Source organism: Serratia sp. TSA_7 (assembly GCF_052692135.1).
In genome coordinates this window covers 181,229-195,195 of sequence record NZ_JBQZFU010000006.1, presented here as the reverse complement: position 1 = coordinate 195,195, position 13,967 = coordinate 181,229, and the positions used below count along the sequence as shown (strand labels likewise).

Here is a 13,967-nt window from a genome sequence, read left to right as displayed (position 1 = left end):
GATGGAACATTATATCAGCCTGTTTGTGCGCGCGGTGTTCGTCGAGAACATGGCGTTGGCGTTCTTCCTGGGGATGTGTACCTTCCTGGCGGTGTCGAAGAAGGTGTCGACCGCCTTCGGTCTGGGCATCGCCGTGACCATAGTGCTCGGCATCTCGGTGCCGGCGAACAACCTGGTCTACAACCTGGTGCTGCGCGATGGCGCGTTGATGGAAGGCGTCGATCTGAGCTTCCTCAACTTCATTACCTTTATCGGCGTGATCGCCGCGCTGGTGCAGATTCTGGAGATGATCCTCGATCGCTTCTTCCCGTCGTTGTACAACGCACTCGGCATTTTCCTGCCGTTGATCACCGTGAACTGCGCCATTTTCGGCGGCGTGTCCTTTATGGTGCAACGCGACTACAACTTCGCAGAATCGGTGGTGTACGGCTTCGGCTCCGGCACCGGCTGGATGCTGGCGATTGTCGCGATGGCGGGGATCCGCGAAAAACTCAAGTATGCCAACGTCCCCGCAGGGCTGCGCGGTCTGGGCATTACCTTTATCACCACCGGGCTGATGGCGTTGGGCTTTATGTCCTTCTCCGGTGTTCAGTTGTAAAGGCGGGAAGAATCTATGGAAATTATTTTAGGCGTCGCGATGTTTACCGGCATCGTTATGGTGCTGGTACTGCTGATCCTGTTCGCCAAATCAAAGCTGGTGAACACCGGTGACATTGCGGTGGAAGTTAACGGCGATCAGGGCAAGAGTTTTAACGCCCCGGCGGGCGACAAGCTGCTGAACATGCTCTCCAGCCAGGGGATCTTCGTGTCCTCGGCCTGCGGCGGTGGCGGCTCCTGCGGCCAGTGCCGGGTGGTGATTAAAGAGGGCGGCGGCGATATCCTGCCGACCGAACTTTCGCACATCAACAAGCGCGAAGCGAAAGAAGGCTGCCGCCTGGCCTGCCAGGTGAACGTGAAGCAGAATCTGAAAATCGAGCTGCCGGAAGAGATTTTTGGCGTGAAAAAGTGGGAGTGCGAGGTTATCTCCAATGATAACAAAGCCACCTTTATCAAAGAGCTGAAGCTGAAAATCCCCGATGGCGAGGATGTGCCGTTCCGCGCCGGCGGGTTTATCCAGATAGAAGCGCCGGCCCACGACATCAGCTATGCCGATTTTGACGTGCCGGAGGAGTACCGCGGCGACTGGGACAAGTTCAACCTGTTCCGCTACCGCTCGGCGGTGAACGACACCACGGTGCGCGCTTACTCAATGGCGAACTACCCGGATGAAAAGGGCATCATCATGCTCAACGTGCGTATCGCTACGCCGCCGCCGCGCGCGCCGGACGTGCCGCCGGGCATTATGTCCTCCTATATCTGGTCGCTGAAGGCCGGCGACAAGGTGACCATCTCCGGGCCGTTCGGCGAGTTCTTCGCCAAAGACACCGATGCCGAAATGATCTTTATCGGCGGTGGCGCCGGCATGGCGCCGATGCGTTCGCATATCTTCGATCAGCTCAATCGCCTGAACTCGAAGCGCAAAATCACCTTCTGGTACGGCGCGCGTTCGCTGCGTGAAATGTTCTACGAGGATGATTTCAACCGGTTGCAGGCGGAGAATGAAAACTTCACCTGGCACGTGGCGCTGTCCGATCCCCAGCCTGAGGATAACTGGACCGGCTACACCGGCTTTATCCATAATGTTCTGCTGGAGAACTATCTGAAGCACCACCCGGCGCCGGAAGACTGCGAGTTTTATATGTGCGGCCCGCCGATGATGAACGCCGCAGTGATCAAGATGCTGAAAGATCTGGGGGTCGAAGATGAAAATATCATGCTGGATGACTTTGGTGGCTAAATGCGCATAGGGGCAATGAAGGGTTGGATGACGACGTTGGCGTTGGGCGCCACGTTGTTGTTGACCGGGTGCGGGCCGGAGCAGGTGAATCTCGATGGCAAAACCATGGGGACCTCTTATTCGATCCGTTATGTCACCGGCGAAGGCACGCCGTCGGCGGCCAGAATTCAGGCGGAGATCGACAAACGCCTGGAGTTGGTGAACGATCAAATGTCCACCTACCGGCCGGGCTCGGAACTGAGCCGCTTCAACGCCAGCCGCGAGGTGGGCAAGCCCTTCCCGGTCTCGGCCGCGACGACCGAGGTGGTGTTGGAAGCGTTGCGCATTAACCGCGTGACCGACGGCGCGCTGGACGTGACCGTCGGGCCGCTGGTCAATCTGTGGGGCTTTGGCCCGGAAGGGCGGCCGGACAAGGTGCCGAGCGCTGCCGAACTGGAACAGCGCCGCGCCTGGACCGGCATCGACAAACTGTCGGTGCAGGGCAACGCGCTGGTGAAACACATTCCGGAACTGTATGTCGATCTCTCGTCCATCGCCAAAGGCTATGGCGTGGATGTGATAGCCCAGTACCTGCAATCGCAGCAGGTGAAAAATTACATGGTGGATATCGGCGGCGAGGTGCGTACCCGCGGCCACAACGGCGAGAAAAAACCGTGGCGTATCGCCATTGAGCGGCCGACGGCCGGCGTGGAGCAAAAAGCGCAGTTGGTGATCCAGTCGGGCGAGATATCAATCGCCACCTCAGGGGATTACCGCAACTACTTTGAGCAAGACGGTGTGCGCTACTCGCACACCATAGATCCGATCACCGGCCGGCCGATCCATCATCATCTGGTTTCGGTCACCGTACTGAGCCCGACCTGCATGGCCGCCGACGGCCTGTCGACCGGGCTGAACGTGCTGGGGCCGGAACGAGGTATGGCGTTGGCCAACCTGATGGGGATCCCGGTGTTCATGATTGTGAAAACCGCCAACGGATTTGAAGAGCGCTACTCTGAGGCGTTTAAACCCTATCTGAAAAAGATCTTGTGAGGCCGCTATGTTGACGGTATTTATCGCCACCTTCGTGCTGTTTCTGCTGGTGATCGGCGGCATGTCGCTGGGCTATGTGTTCAAGCGCAAAAGCCTGCAGGGCAGTTGCGGCGGCATCGCTTCGCTGGGAATGGAAAAGGTCTGCGACTGCCCGGAGCCCTGTGATGCGCGCAAGAAACGCGAAGCCAAAGAGGCGTTGCGACGGCAACAGTTGGAAAAACACCGGATCATCTGAAGACGAGGGGCGCACGTGGCGCCCCTTTTTTTACCGGCTATTTGGCCTTGCGAAAGGCTTTCGCCTCGTCCGGTGAGTTGACCATCACTCCGTCGGCCCCCAGCGCCAGTGCCTGCCGGTATTCCGCCGGTGAATTGACGCCGAACAAAATGATGTGCGCCGGACCTTGCGAACGGAAACAATCGATCGACTCTTTATCCCAGGTCAGAAACGCTTTCGAGCGCCCTTCGCCCAACGTGTATTTCTCCACCACTTCCACTTCACGTTTCAGCTCCAGCCCGTACCAGCGCGGTTGCTGATTATCCGCTTTCAATTCGCACTGGTGCGCCATGGTGACATTGGCCAGCAGGGTGCGGGTTTCGTCGCGGCTTTCAAAGCGTTTGATTTGTGGCGGCAGCGCTTGCAGGTATTTGGCATCGGTAGAATACACGCGGGTGCGGTTCAGGCTGTCGGCCTTCTCCAGCGTTGTCAGCAGCGCTTGGCCAAATTGCGCCGGATCGGCGTCCGGCGACTTGATATCCAGATAGAAGGTCACCTTGGGGAAAGCTTCCAGGATCTCGTCCAGACGCGGGATACCTATGCCTTTGCCGCGAAACGGATGGGTTTCACCTTTTGCGAATGACCAGCCGGCATCCACTTTGGCCAGTTGTTCGGCAGTATGGGCGGAGACCGGCCCCTGTTCGTTGGTCAATGCTTTGAGATCGGAAGGACGGTACAGCACGATCGCGCCGTCTTTGGATTGCTGCAGCGTAATCCAAATGGCGTCGGCACCATTTTTCAGGGCAGTTTCAATCGCGATGCGGGTATTTTCCGGCGCGTCTGCGGTGCCGCCGCGGTGGGCGATAATGGCTGGGGCATGGCCGACGGCGGCCCCCGTCGCCAGCGAAACCAGCGACAGTGCGGAAGCCAACAGCAAATGGGAAAACCTGATCATGCGGAATACCTTTTATGATGTACCCGTCCTCTTTCGAGCCGCAGCCTTGCGAGCCGCCACATGAAATCCATAGGGTACAAGGATGAGAGAGTAAGTCAGCGGAAATCATACTATTGAAAAATTAAGCTTTTTTAACAACGCGGAAATATCTGGCTCAAACGCCGTTTTTTCCATGTCCACCGAGTCTTGAGCTTTCGATTATTGGCTGTATACTTATACAGTGTTATTGGAGGCGCGATGCGTAAAATCATTCATGTCGATATGGACTGCTTCTTCGCGGCGGTAGAAATGCGCGACGATCCCAGCCTGCGCGATATTCCGTTGGCGATCGGCGGCAGCGCCGACCGACGCGGAGTGATCAGCACCGCCAACTATCCAGCACGCCGCTATGGCGTGCACAGCGCGATGTCGACGGCGATGGCGCTTAAACTGTGCCCCCACCTCAAGCTGTTGCCAGGCCGCATGGCGGCGTACAAGGAAGCCTCGCTGCACATTCGCGAAATTTTTGCCCGCTACACCTCGCTGATTGAACCGCTGTCGCTGGACGAAGCCTATCTGGACGTGACCGACTGCACCCAGTGCAACGGTTCGGCGACGCTGATCGCCCAGGAAATCCGCCAGGCAATTGCCGAAGAGCTTAATCTCACGGCCTCTGCGGGCATCGCACCGATCAAGTTCCTCGCCAAAATTGCCTCGGAGCTGAACAAACCGAACGGGCAATACGTCATCACGCCGGCGCAGGTGCCGGCTTTTTTGCAGCAACTGCCGCTGAGCAAAATCCCCGGCGTGGGTAAAGTGACCGCCAAACGGCTGGAGGAAGTGGGGCTGATCACCTGCGCCGATGTGCAGCAGTACGATCTGGCGCTGCTGCTCAAGCGCTTCGGCAAATTTGGCCGGGTGCTGTGGGAGCGCTGCCAGGGCATTGATCTGCGCGAGGTTTCGCCGGAGCGGCTGCGTAAATCGGTGGGGGTGGAACGCACGCTGGCGGAAGACATTCATGACTGGGAAGACTGCGAGGCGCTGATTGTCGACAAGCTCTATCCCGAGCTGGAAATGCGGCTGCGCAAGGTGAAACCGGATCTGCATATCGCGCGGCAGGGCGTGAAGCTGAAGTTTCAGGATTTTCAGCAGACCACTCAGGAACACGTCTGGCCGGTGCTGAATAAAGACGATTTGCTCAACGTGGCGCGGCAGGCGTGGCGTGAGCGGCGGGAAGGCCGTGGCGTACGGCTGGTCGGTTTGCACGTAACGCTGCTGGATCCGCAGCTTGAGCGGCAACTGTTGCTGCCGTGGGAATAAAAAGGCCGGCGAGAGGCCAGCCTTTTAATGTTAAACGCTTTAATTACGCGCGCTCGGGGATGGCTTTCAACAGCGCGGTCAGCAGCTTCCAGTACAGGCCGACGCTTTCGATATGTACCTGCTCATCCGGCGAGTGTGGCCCGGTGATGGTTGGCCCAATCGACACCATATCCATGTTCGGGTACGGTTTTTTGAACAGGCCGCATTCCAGACCGGCATGGATCACCATGATGTTCGGCGTCTTGTTGAACAGATCCTGATAGATCTCGCGCACCAGATGCATGACCGGTGAGTCCGCGTCCGGCTGCCAGCCTGGGTAACCGCCCTTCGGCGCCACTTTGGCGTTGGCCAACTGGCCCAGCGCGGTCAGCATCTCGACCACGTAATCTTTGCCGCTGTCGATCAGCGAGCGGATCAGGCAGATGATTTCCGCTTCGTTCTCGCTGGTGGTGACCACGCCAACGTTCAGTGAGGTTTCCACCACGCCTTTTACCGCGTCGCTCATGCGGATCACGCCGTTTGGCGTAGCGTTCAGCAGGGCCAGGAAACGCTGTTGGCTGTCGGCGGTCAACGCCTGAGAGGCGCTGGTAACCGGCTCCAGCAGCACGGTGATGTTCTTCTCTTTGGCGGAAAGCTCGTTTTGCAGCGTGCTCAGGAAGGCCTGGCTCAGCGCTTTCAGCGCATCGGCTTTTGCCGCAGGCACGGCAACCACCGCAGAGGCTTCACGCGGGATAGCGTTGCGCAGGGTACCGCCGTTCAGATCCAGCACGCGCAGGTTCAGTTCTGCGGCATGAGCGAACAGGAAGCGCGTCAGCAGCTTGTTGGCATTGCCCAGGCCCACGTGGATCTCGGCGCCGGAGTGGCCGCCTTTCAGGCCCTTGAGCGTCAGTTTCAGCGTCTGATAGCCGGCCGGTACCGCTTCGCGCTGCAACGGCAGGGTAGTAATGAAATCAATACCGCCGGCGCAACCCATGTAGATCTCGCCTTCTTCTTCGGAGTCGGTGTTGATCAGGATATCCGCCTGCAGCCAGTTAGGCTGTAGCCCGAATGCGCCATCCATGCCGGCTTCTTCGGTCATGGTCAGCAGCACTTCCAGCGGGCCGTGTTCGACGCTGTCGTCAGCCAATACCGCCAGCGCGGAAGCCATGCCGATGCCGTTGTCGGCGCCCAGCGTGGTGCCGCGCGCCTTGATCCACTCGCCGTCGATATACGGCTGAATCGGATCCTTGGCGAAGTCGTGCACGGTGTCGTTATTTTTCTGCGGCACCATATCCAGGTGCGCTTGCAGGGCAACCGGCTTACGGTTTTCCATGCCTTTGGTGGCCGGCTTGCGCAGCAGGATATTGCCCACCTGATCGCGTTCGGCATGCAGATTCTTCTCTTTGGCCCATGCGAGGATGTGCTGTGCCAGCGCTTCTTCATGATAAGAAGGATGCGGAATAGAGCAGATTTTGGCAAAAATATCCCACAGCGGCTGTGGTGAAAGTTGAGACAATTCAGACACTATAGGTCTCCTGTGACAGCATTCTCAGCATGGCGTGAATGCCGCTCGGTTAGGGTGGATGGGCATCGGTGCGTTTTTGGCACGATCTCCAGAGAATATCACTTTATTCAGGGGCGCGCGCGTACCCTATTGCACTGTTTAAGGGAGGGAATGCACATATTTGACGTGTGATTGTTGGTTTATGCAGGATCAATCACCAGACAAAATACTTATGATTTCCACAGTACAACTGGTATTCGGCTCAACCAGTCTCTATAATCTCGCGCAACCTTTTTTCCCCTGATCACGAGTAAGCCACACCATTGCTGGCTGGGATACCATTTTATGAGCGAAAAATACGTTGTTACCTGGGACATGCTGCAAATGCAAGCGCGCAAACTGGCTCACCGCCTGCTGCCTGCTGACCAATGGACGGGCATTATTGCCGTAAGCCGCGGCGGCCTGGTGCCGGCGGCCTTACTGGCGCGCGAATTGGGCATCCGCCACGTGGATACCGTCTGCATTTCCAGCTATGACCATGACAACCAACGCGAAATGAAGGTACTCAAGCGCGCCGAAGGCGACGGTGAAGGCTTTATCGTGGTCGACGATCTGGTGGATACCGGCGGCACCGCGAAAGCGATCCGCGACATGTACCCGAAAGCGCATTTCGTCACTATTTTCGCCAAACCGGCAGGCCGCCCGCTGGTGGACGACTATGTGGTCGATATCCCACAGGATACCTGGATCGAGCAGCCGTGGGACATGGCGGTGACCTTCGTGCCACCGATCGGCGGCCGTTAATCCCCGCTCACGCCAGTAAAACGCCCGGTTATGCCGGGCGTTTTCGTTATTTTGGTTTATCGTCCCAGAGTTAGGTACACTACCTCCAGTTAAGTAGGCTGTTTGCGGCCTACGGCCAGATTTACGGAGGCTGTTGTTACCATGGCACAAGCCAACCTTTCTGAAATCCTGTTCAAACCCTCATTTAAACACCCCGAGACCTCGACGCTGGTGCTGCGTGCGCGCAACAAAGCTGGCGCCGATCTGCACTCTACGCTGGAAGGCAACACCGTCAGCAACTGGTATCGTATGCTCAACCCGCTGCTGTGGGCTTGGCGCGGCGTTGATCCGATCGAAATCAACGAAGTGCTGGCGCGTATTGCGGTCGCCGACGTGGAACATACCAACGACAAACTGCTCGATACCGTGATCGGTTACCGTAATGGCAACTGGATCTACGAGTGGGTGCATCAGGGCATGCTCTGGCAGCAGCGGGCATTGGAACAGCAAGATCCGCTGATCGGCGGCCAGTACTGGCTCAATGCCGTCAACTTTTACAGCATCGCCGGCTACCCGCACCTGAAAGGCGACGAACTGGCCGAACAGGCCGAGACGCTGGCCAACCGCGCTTACGAAGAGGCAGCGCTGCTGTTGCCTTATCAGCTCAAGGAGCTGGAGTTCCGCATTGACGGGGGAAGCAGTATTACCGGCTTCCTGCACCTGCCGGAGAAGGGCGAGGCGCCGTTCCCGACGGTGCTGATGTGCGGCAGCCTGGATACTCTGCAGACCGACTACCACCGCCTGTTCCGCGAGTACCTGGCGCCGCACGGCATAGCCATGCTGACCATCGATATGCCTTCCATCGGTTCTTCTTATAAGTGGAAGTTGACGCAGGATTCCAGCTTCCTGCATCAGCAGGTGCTGGCCCAACTGCCTTCGGTGCCCTGGATCGACCATCAGCGCGTTACCGCATTTGGCTTCCGTTTCGGCGCCAACGTGGCGGTGCGCCTGGCTTATCTGGAGCCGCAGCGGTTGCGTGGCGTGGCCTGTCTGGGGCCGGTGGTCCACAGCCTGTTATGCGACGCCGGCCGCCAGCGAGACGTGCCGGACATGTATATGGACGTGCTCGCCAGCCGGATGGGGATGGCCAACGCCTCGGATAACGTGCTGAGAGTGGAGCTGAACAGCTATTCGCTGAAAACCCAGGGTTTGCTGGGCCGCCGCTGCCCGACGCCGATGCTGGCAGGTTACTGGGATCAGGACCCGCTCAGCCCGAAAGAGGAGGCGCAATTGATCGCGTCGTCCTCGATGGACGGCAAGTTAATTGCTATTCCACGTGCACCGGTGTATAGCAGTTTCCACAAGGCCTTGCTGCAAATGGCCCACTGGATGAAAGATAAAATGCGTTAATTTGTTGCTAAATTTTAACAATTTGTTAAAAAGAGTGGTCTACATTGAGGAGGTTAAAGAATGACGTTACCTAGTGGTCACCCTAAAAGCCGACTAATGAAACGTTTTGCCAGCTTGGGGCCGTACCTGCGTGAAGGGCAGTGCGAGAACGACCGTTTTTTCTTTGATTGTTTAGCCGTTTGCGTCAATGTCAAACCCGCGCCAGAGAAGCGTGAGTTCTGGGGATGGTGGATCGAGCTGCATGCCGAAGAGGCGCGTTTCACTTATGCTTATCAGTTCGGTCTGTTTGATAAGGACGGGCGCTGGACGCCGGAAAAGATTAAAGATACTGAAGTAAAAACCAAGCTGGAAACCACCCTGCGTGATTTCCATCGCCGCTTGGGCGAGTTGCTGGCGACGATGGAGCTGGCGCTTGAACCGGCCGATGATTTCAAAGAAAAACCGATCAAACTCTCCGCCTGACCCCGTTTGACTACAGTATTGTGCTGATTTCGCGTTGTGCCTGTTGGCATAACGCGTCTCTCCTGTTACAAAGTCCTTTGCACTCTTATTCTCATCATACCCTATAGCTTTCGAGTTGCAGCTAGGCGGCAAGCGCAGGAATCCCCAAGAGCTTACTAAGGTAAGTGACTGGGGTGAGTGTGAGCAGCCAACAACGCTGCAGCTTGAAAGATGACGGGTATATTACACGGCAGAAACACTATGAACGGCAGCCAGACATTGGTTGTGAAATTGGGCACCAGCGTGTTGACCGGCGGATCGCTGCGTCTTAACCGTGCCCATATTGTCGAACTGGTACGCCAGTGCGCACAACAGCATGCAGCGGGTCACCGCATCGTTATCGTCACCTCCGGCGCGATTGCCGCCGGGCGCGAACATTTGGGCTACCCCGAACTCCCCGCCACCATCGCCTCCAAGCAGCTGCTTGCGGCGGTCGGCCAGAGCCGGTTGATCCAACTGTGGGAACAGCTGTTCTCCATTTACGGCATCCACGTCGGGCAGATGCTGCTGACGCGCGCCGATCTGGAAGACCGCGAACGCTTCCTCAACGCGCGTGACACCATGACCGCGCTGCTGGACAACCGTATCGTGCCGGTAATCAATGAGAATGACGCGGTAGCGACCGCAGAAATCAAGGTGGGCGACAACGACAACCTGTCGGCGCTGGCGGCGATCCTGGCCGGGGCCGACAAACTGCTGTTGCTGACCGATCAACAAGGCCTGTATACCGCCGACCCGCGCAACAACCCGCAGGCGGAGCTGATCCGTGAAGTGCATGGCATTGACGACGCGCTGCGCGCCATCGCCGGCGACAGCGTTTCCGGGCTGGGCACCGGCGGTATGGGCACCAAATTGCAGGCGGCCGACGTGGCCTGCCGCGCCGGTATCGACGTGATCATCGCCGCAGGCAGCAAGCCGGGCGTGGTGGGCGACGTGATTGAAGGCAAACCGGTGGGCACCCGTTTCCACGCGCTGGAAACCCCGCTGGAAAACCGCAAACGCTGGATCTTCGGCGCACCGCCGGCCGGTGAAATCACCGTGGACGACGGCGCGGTCGACGCCATTATGGCGCGCGGCAGCTCGTTGTTGCCGAAGGGCGTTCGCGAAGTGAAGGGCGATTTCTCCCGTGGCGAAGTGATCCGCATCCGCAACCTGGCGGGGCGCGATTTGGCGCACGGCGTCAGCCGCTATAACAGCGACGCGATGCGCATGATTGCCGGCCACCACTCGCAGGAAATCAGCGAAATTCTCGGTTACGAATACGGCCCGGTGGCAGTGCACCGCGACGACATGATTGTGAGCTAAGGAGTGAGCATGCTAGAGCAAATGGGGAAGGCCGCCAAACAGGCCTCCTGGCAACTGGCGGTGCTGAGCACGGCGAAGAAAAACCAGGTGTTGTCGGTGATGGCCGACATGCTGGAAGCCAACAGCGAAGTGATTTTGCAGGCCAACGAACAAGACATGGCGCAGGCGCGGGCAACCGGGATGACCGAAGCGTTGCTCGATCGCCTGTTGTTGACCCCGGCGCGGCTGGCGGCCATCGCCAACGATGTGCGCCAGGTGTGCCGCCTGAACGATCCGGTCGGCCACGTATTGGACGGCAGCCTGCTGGACAGCGGGCTGAAACTGGAACGCCGCCGCGTGCCGCTTGGCGTGATCGGCGTGATTTATGAAGCGCGGCCGAACGTCACCATCGACGTCGCCAGCCTGTGCCTGAAGACCGGCAACGCGGTGATCCTGCGCGGCGGTAAAGAAACCCACAACACCAACCTGGCGACGGTGAAGGTGATCCAGCAGGCGCTGGAACAATGCGGCCTGCCGGCTGCGGCGGTGCAGGCGATTGACAGCCCCGATCGCGCGCTGGTGAATGAGCTGCTGCGCCTGGATCGCTACGTAGACATGCTGATCCCACGCGGCGGTGCCGGTTTGCACAAACTGTGCCGCGAACAGTCGACCATTCCGGTGATCACCGGCGGCATCGGCGTTTGCCATACCTACGTTGACGACAGCGTTGATTTCGACAAGGCGCTGACGGTCATCGAGAGCGCCAAAATCCAGCGCCCAAGCGCTTGTAACTCGCTCGAGACGTTGCTGGTGAACCGCAACATCGCCGAACAGTTCCTGCCGGCGCTGAGCGCCAAGATGGCGGCTGCGGGCGTAACGCTGCACGCGGCGCAGAACGCCATGCCGTTGCTGCAAAACGGCCCGGCGACGGTGGTGGACGTGGCGGAAGGGGATTACGACGACGAATGGCTGTCGTTGGATTTGAACGTGCTGGTGGTGGACGATATCGATCAAGCCATCGACCATATCCGCACCCACGGCACCAACCACTCCGATGCGATCCTCACCCGTTCGCTGAGCAGCGCCGAGCACTTCGTGCGCGCCGTGGATTCCTCGGCGGTGTACGTTAACGCCAGCACCCGCTTCACCGACGGCGGCCAGTTCGGCCTGGGCGCAGAAGTGGCGGTCAGCACCCAGAAGCTGCATGCACGCGGCCCGATGGGGCTGGACGCACTGACCACCTACAAGTGGATCGGCTACGGCGACGATTTGGTGCGCAGTTAAGTCAGGTTTCGCGTTTTAAATTTAAGGGCGCAGTTCATTGAACTGCGCCCTTTTTGCATACGGGTTCAGGCCTGAGCTGGCATCCTAGTTGGTCTAAGCGAAATCCAACCGGACAGTTGGTTTTGTGCCAGGAGGGGACATAGACAGGGGCAATGGTGCCTTAAAATGCAGTTGCTGGCTCTCTCTATCTTCTTCATAGTCAACTTCACAGAAACAACAATTTTAATTTTATGCAAACTGTACGAGGTATTTATGAGTAAAGTTGTTATTTTTGATTTGGATAAGACTCTCTTGTCTGGCGATTCTACCAAAGCTTGGATGTTGATGAGGTTTAAGTCCGGGAAGTTAAGGTTCTTGTGTGCGGCCATCTTGGCACCCATAGCTCTGGTTTTTCTGAAATCCAAGAAATTCAAATTCATTGGTGCATACATGCTATTATTTGTCGCATCTTTCAGGATGGATGAAAGAGAAATGATAGACAGTTTCTCTTCGTTTTCATCTAAAATTAGAGATGGGGAAATAAATAGTGTCAGGTGGTTTGATGATGGATTTAAGGAGGTTTTAAAACATTTAAAAGAAGGGCGGAGAGTTATAATTGCCACTGCTGCACCTGAGTTGCTAGCATATAAAATTATAGATGCTGTAAATCTTAACATTGAAGTCATAGGAACCCCGCTATCCAAGAGTTTATTGGGCGGTTGGATTGGAGGCACCCATTGCAGGAATGAAGAGAAAGTTAGAAGAATAAAGAGTGTAGGCGTGTCAACAAAATGGTACGCAGCCTACACCGATGATTTCAATGATGATTACCCTATCCTTTTGAATAGCGAAAATCCTTATTTGATTAACTCTACATGCAAAAAAGAATACGTTGTGAAAAATCTTAAGCTACTTAATTGGTCATAAGGTGTTTATAACTGGGTGTAAGTGATATTCTAAATCTCTCGCTAATCGCGAGATTATTCCTACATATAGGTTGAACTATTTCAAAGTGGATTTCCGCTTTTAGCGAAATGAGAGCTGCACGCTTGTCTGTGTTGTATCGGATGCAGTCATTCTGAAAATAAGAAGCTGTACGACTATTCAACTTCAAATATTTCATATTCACGAGCGATAGTGCTGGTTTCATTTCCCCACACTGAGGCTTTGGTTCTCTTCTGATGAGCATCGAAGGTAGCTTGATCTTTGAATAGCTCTTCAACTTTCCAGATCAGAGGATCTGTTGTTTCAGTAACTTCAAAAGAAATACATCCAGATTCCTCTTTTGTAAGTCTCTTATGCTCAGGAAGATACTGGCGGACAAGATCTGCCTCATCGACGCTTGTGCATACTAAACGACCGGTCAATTTAATCATTCTAATCCCTTTCTTAGGTTTAGGTTTTATCTGTTTTCCTGTCGATAAAATTTATACCAAACAGCTAAAAGTAAAGTAAATAGGAACTTCCGCTCTTCGCTCATAACCGCCAAAGTCCTGCGGCTGACTCAGCCTGACGATAGGGCAGGATCCTCTACCGGGCGGGGTCAGTACACCAACGGCTCGGAAGTGCCTAATTTACTCGTAGTGCTCGATACGCAATCTCTTTAGACATTGGTAATGCGAAGGTCGTAGGTTCGATTTCGTTATTACAATGAATTAACCCGCCCACCAATCATGCTCAGCACTGCCCCAGCATCCACCCCAAGCAGCCGTGCCATCACAGCAAACTCAACCACATCCAGCTTGCGCTCGCCGCTCTCAACCTTGGCGATAAACGACTGCGGGCGGCCCAGCGCCTCGGCCAGCTTGGCCTGAGTGATGCCTTTTTCTATACGAGCATCCCGAAGTATTTTTATAACTAATTGATACTCGGTTGAATAAACTGAAGTCATGGCGTTTTTCGCGAG

General features: G+C 56.4%; 15 protein-coding genes. 11 read left to right on the top strand and 4 right to left on the bottom strand.

What is annotated here, in order from left to right; translation table 11 throughout:
* Position 1 precedes the first annotated feature (1 nt).
* The 4 genes from nqrE to nqrM are packed head-to-tail and all read left to right on the top strand — an operon-like array spanning position 2 to position 3,104.
* Positions 2 to 598, top strand: coding sequence for an NADH:ubiquinone reductase (Na(+)-transporting) subunit E (gene nqrE / locus ACUTQW_RS18955; protein WP_004949072.1), 597 nt, complete (start codon positions 2 to 4; stop codon positions 596 to 598).
* Between the two features lie 15 nt (positions 599 to 613).
* Positions 614 to 1,837: an NADH:ubiquinone reductase (Na(+)-transporting) subunit F gene (gene nqrF / locus ACUTQW_RS18950; protein WP_006321304.1), complete on the top strand. Its 1,224-nt coding sequence runs from the start codon at positions 614 to 616 to the stop codon at positions 1,835 to 1,837.
* On the top strand, positions 1,838 to 2,869 hold the full coding sequence (locus ACUTQW_RS18945; protein ID WP_235196056.1) for an FAD:protein FMN transferase: 1,032 nt from the start codon (positions 1,838 to 1,840) through the stop codon (positions 2,867 to 2,869).
* Positions 2,870 to 2,876: 7 nt separating this feature from the next.
* Complete coding sequence (nqrM, locus tag ACUTQW_RS18940; protein ID WP_006323799.1) at positions 2,877 to 3,104, top strand: (Na+)-NQR maturation NqrM; 228 nt, start codon at positions 2,877 to 2,879, stop codon at positions 3,102 to 3,104.
* Between the two features lie 37 nt (positions 3,105 to 3,141).
* Here nqrM and ACUTQW_RS18935 read toward each other — a convergent pair whose 3' ends face one another.
* Complete coding sequence (locus tag ACUTQW_RS18935) at positions 3,142 to 4,038, bottom strand: glycerophosphodiester phosphodiesterase family protein (protein ID WP_006323800.1); 897 nt, start codon at positions 4,036 to 4,038, stop codon at positions 3,142 to 3,144.
* Between the two features lie 237 nt (positions 4,039 to 4,275).
* Here ACUTQW_RS18935 and dinB point away from each other — a divergent pair, with 237 nt between their 5' ends.
* Complete coding sequence (gene dinB, locus ACUTQW_RS18930) at positions 4,276 to 5,337, top strand: DNA polymerase IV (RefSeq protein WP_006323801.1); 1,062 nt, start codon at positions 4,276 to 4,278, stop codon at positions 5,335 to 5,337.
* A gap of 43 nt (positions 5,338 to 5,380) precedes the next feature.
* On the opposite strand, the gene pepD is transcribed toward dinB, so the two are convergent.
* The gene (gene pepD, locus ACUTQW_RS18925; protein WP_006323802.1) at positions 5,381 to 6,841 is read right to left on the bottom strand and encodes a beta-Ala-His dipeptidase; all 1,461 of its coding nucleotides are present in this window, start codon (positions 6,839 to 6,841) and stop codon (positions 5,381 to 5,383) included.
* A gap of 324 nt (positions 6,842 to 7,165) precedes the next feature.
* Between pepD and gpt the strand changes: the two genes are divergently transcribed.
* The 6 genes from gpt to ACUTQW_RS18895 all read left to right on the top strand — a co-directional run bounded on the left by gpt (position 7,166) and on the right by ACUTQW_RS18895 (position 12,988).
* Positions 7,166 to 7,624, top strand: coding sequence for a xanthine phosphoribosyltransferase (gene gpt, locus ACUTQW_RS18920; protein WP_004949082.1), 459 nt, complete (start codon positions 7,166 to 7,168; stop codon positions 7,622 to 7,624).
* Between the two features lie 141 nt (positions 7,625 to 7,765).
* The gene (gene frsA / locus ACUTQW_RS18915) at positions 7,766 to 9,013 is read left to right on the top strand and encodes an esterase FrsA (RefSeq protein ID WP_006323803.1); all 1,248 of its coding nucleotides are present in this window, start codon (positions 7,766 to 7,768) and stop codon (positions 9,011 to 9,013) included.
* 60 nt (positions 9,014 to 9,073) lie between these two features.
* Positions 9,074 to 9,475: a sigma factor-binding protein Crl gene (gene crl, locus ACUTQW_RS18910; RefSeq protein ID WP_004949084.1), complete on the top strand. Its 402-nt coding sequence runs from the start codon at positions 9,074 to 9,076 to the stop codon at positions 9,473 to 9,475.
* A gap of 240 nt (positions 9,476 to 9,715) precedes the next feature.
* On the top strand, positions 9,716 to 10,819 hold the full coding sequence (gene proB, locus ACUTQW_RS18905; protein ID WP_006323805.1) for a glutamate 5-kinase: 1,104 nt from the start codon (positions 9,716 to 9,718) through the stop codon (positions 10,817 to 10,819).
* Between the two features lie 9 nt (positions 10,820 to 10,828).
* Entirely contained in the window at positions 10,829 to 12,082 is a 1,254-nt protein-coding gene (gene proA, locus ACUTQW_RS18900; protein ID WP_006321290.1) for a glutamate-5-semialdehyde dehydrogenase, read from the top strand.
* A 252-nt stretch (positions 12,083 to 12,334) separates the two neighbouring features.
* Positions 12,335 to 12,988, top strand: a complete 654-nt coding sequence (locus tag ACUTQW_RS18895; protein WP_037430309.1) for a haloacid dehalogenase-like hydrolase — start codon at positions 12,335 to 12,337, stop codon at positions 12,986 to 12,988.
* A 173-nt stretch (positions 12,989 to 13,161) separates the two neighbouring features.
* Here ACUTQW_RS18895 and ACUTQW_RS18890 read toward each other — a convergent pair whose 3' ends face one another.
* Complete coding sequence (locus ACUTQW_RS18890; RefSeq protein ID WP_020438514.1) at positions 13,162 to 13,437, bottom strand: putative quinol monooxygenase; 276 nt, start codon at positions 13,435 to 13,437, stop codon at positions 13,162 to 13,164.
* Between the two features lie 269 nt (positions 13,438 to 13,706).
* A complete protein-coding gene (locus tag ACUTQW_RS18885; RefSeq protein ID WP_006323807.1) occupies positions 13,707 to 13,952 on the bottom strand; it encodes a helix-turn-helix domain-containing protein in 246 nt (81 codons plus the stop codon).
* Positions 13,953 to 13,967 lie beyond the last annotated feature (15 nt).

Excerpts from the sequence above, each read along its gene's own strand:
- nqrE (WP_004949072.1), top strand. The coding sequence starts at position 2 with ATGGAACATTATATCAGCCTGTTTGTGCGCGCGGTGTTCGTCGAGAAC.
- nqrF (WP_006321304.1), top strand. The coding sequence starts at position 614 with ATGGAAATTATTTTAGGCGTCGCGATGTTTACCGGCATCGTTATGGTG.
- ACUTQW_RS18945 (WP_235196056.1), top strand. The coding sequence starts at position 1,838 with ATGCGCATAGGGGCAATGAAGGGTTGGATGACGACGTTGGCGTTGGGC.
- nqrM (WP_006323799.1), top strand. The coding sequence starts at position 2,877 with ATGTTGACGGTATTTATCGCCACCTTCGTGCTGTTTCTGCTGGTGATC.
- ACUTQW_RS18935 (WP_006323800.1), bottom strand. The coding sequence starts at position 4,038 with ATGATCAGGTTTTCCCATTTGCTGTTGGCTTCCGCACTGTCGCTGGTT.
- dinB (WP_006323801.1), top strand. The coding sequence starts at position 4,276 with ATGCGTAAAATCATTCATGTCGATATGGACTGCTTCTTCGCGGCGGTA.
- gpt (WP_004949082.1), top strand. The coding sequence starts at position 7,166 with ATGAGCGAAAAATACGTTGTTACCTGGGACATGCTGCAAATGCAAGCG.
- frsA (WP_006323803.1), top strand. The coding sequence starts at position 7,766 with ATGGCACAAGCCAACCTTTCTGAAATCCTGTTCAAACCCTCATTTAAA.
- crl (WP_004949084.1), top strand. The coding sequence starts at position 9,074 with ATGACGTTACCTAGTGGTCACCCTAAAAGCCGACTAATGAAACGTTTT.
- proB (WP_006323805.1), top strand. The coding sequence starts at position 9,716 with ATGAACGGCAGCCAGACATTGGTTGTGAAATTGGGCACCAGCGTGTTG.
- proA (WP_006321290.1), top strand. The coding sequence starts at position 10,829 with ATGCTAGAGCAAATGGGGAAGGCCGCCAAACAGGCCTCCTGGCAACTG.
- ACUTQW_RS18895 (WP_037430309.1), top strand. The coding sequence starts at position 12,335 with ATGAGTAAAGTTGTTATTTTTGATTTGGATAAGACTCTCTTGTCTGGC.
- ACUTQW_RS18890 (WP_020438514.1), bottom strand. The coding sequence starts at position 13,437 with ATGATTAAATTGACCGGTCGTTTAGTATGCACAAGCGTCGATGAGGCA.
- ACUTQW_RS18885 (WP_006323807.1), bottom strand. The coding sequence starts at position 13,952 with ATGACTTCAGTTTATTCAACCGAGTATCAATTAGTTATAAAAATACTT.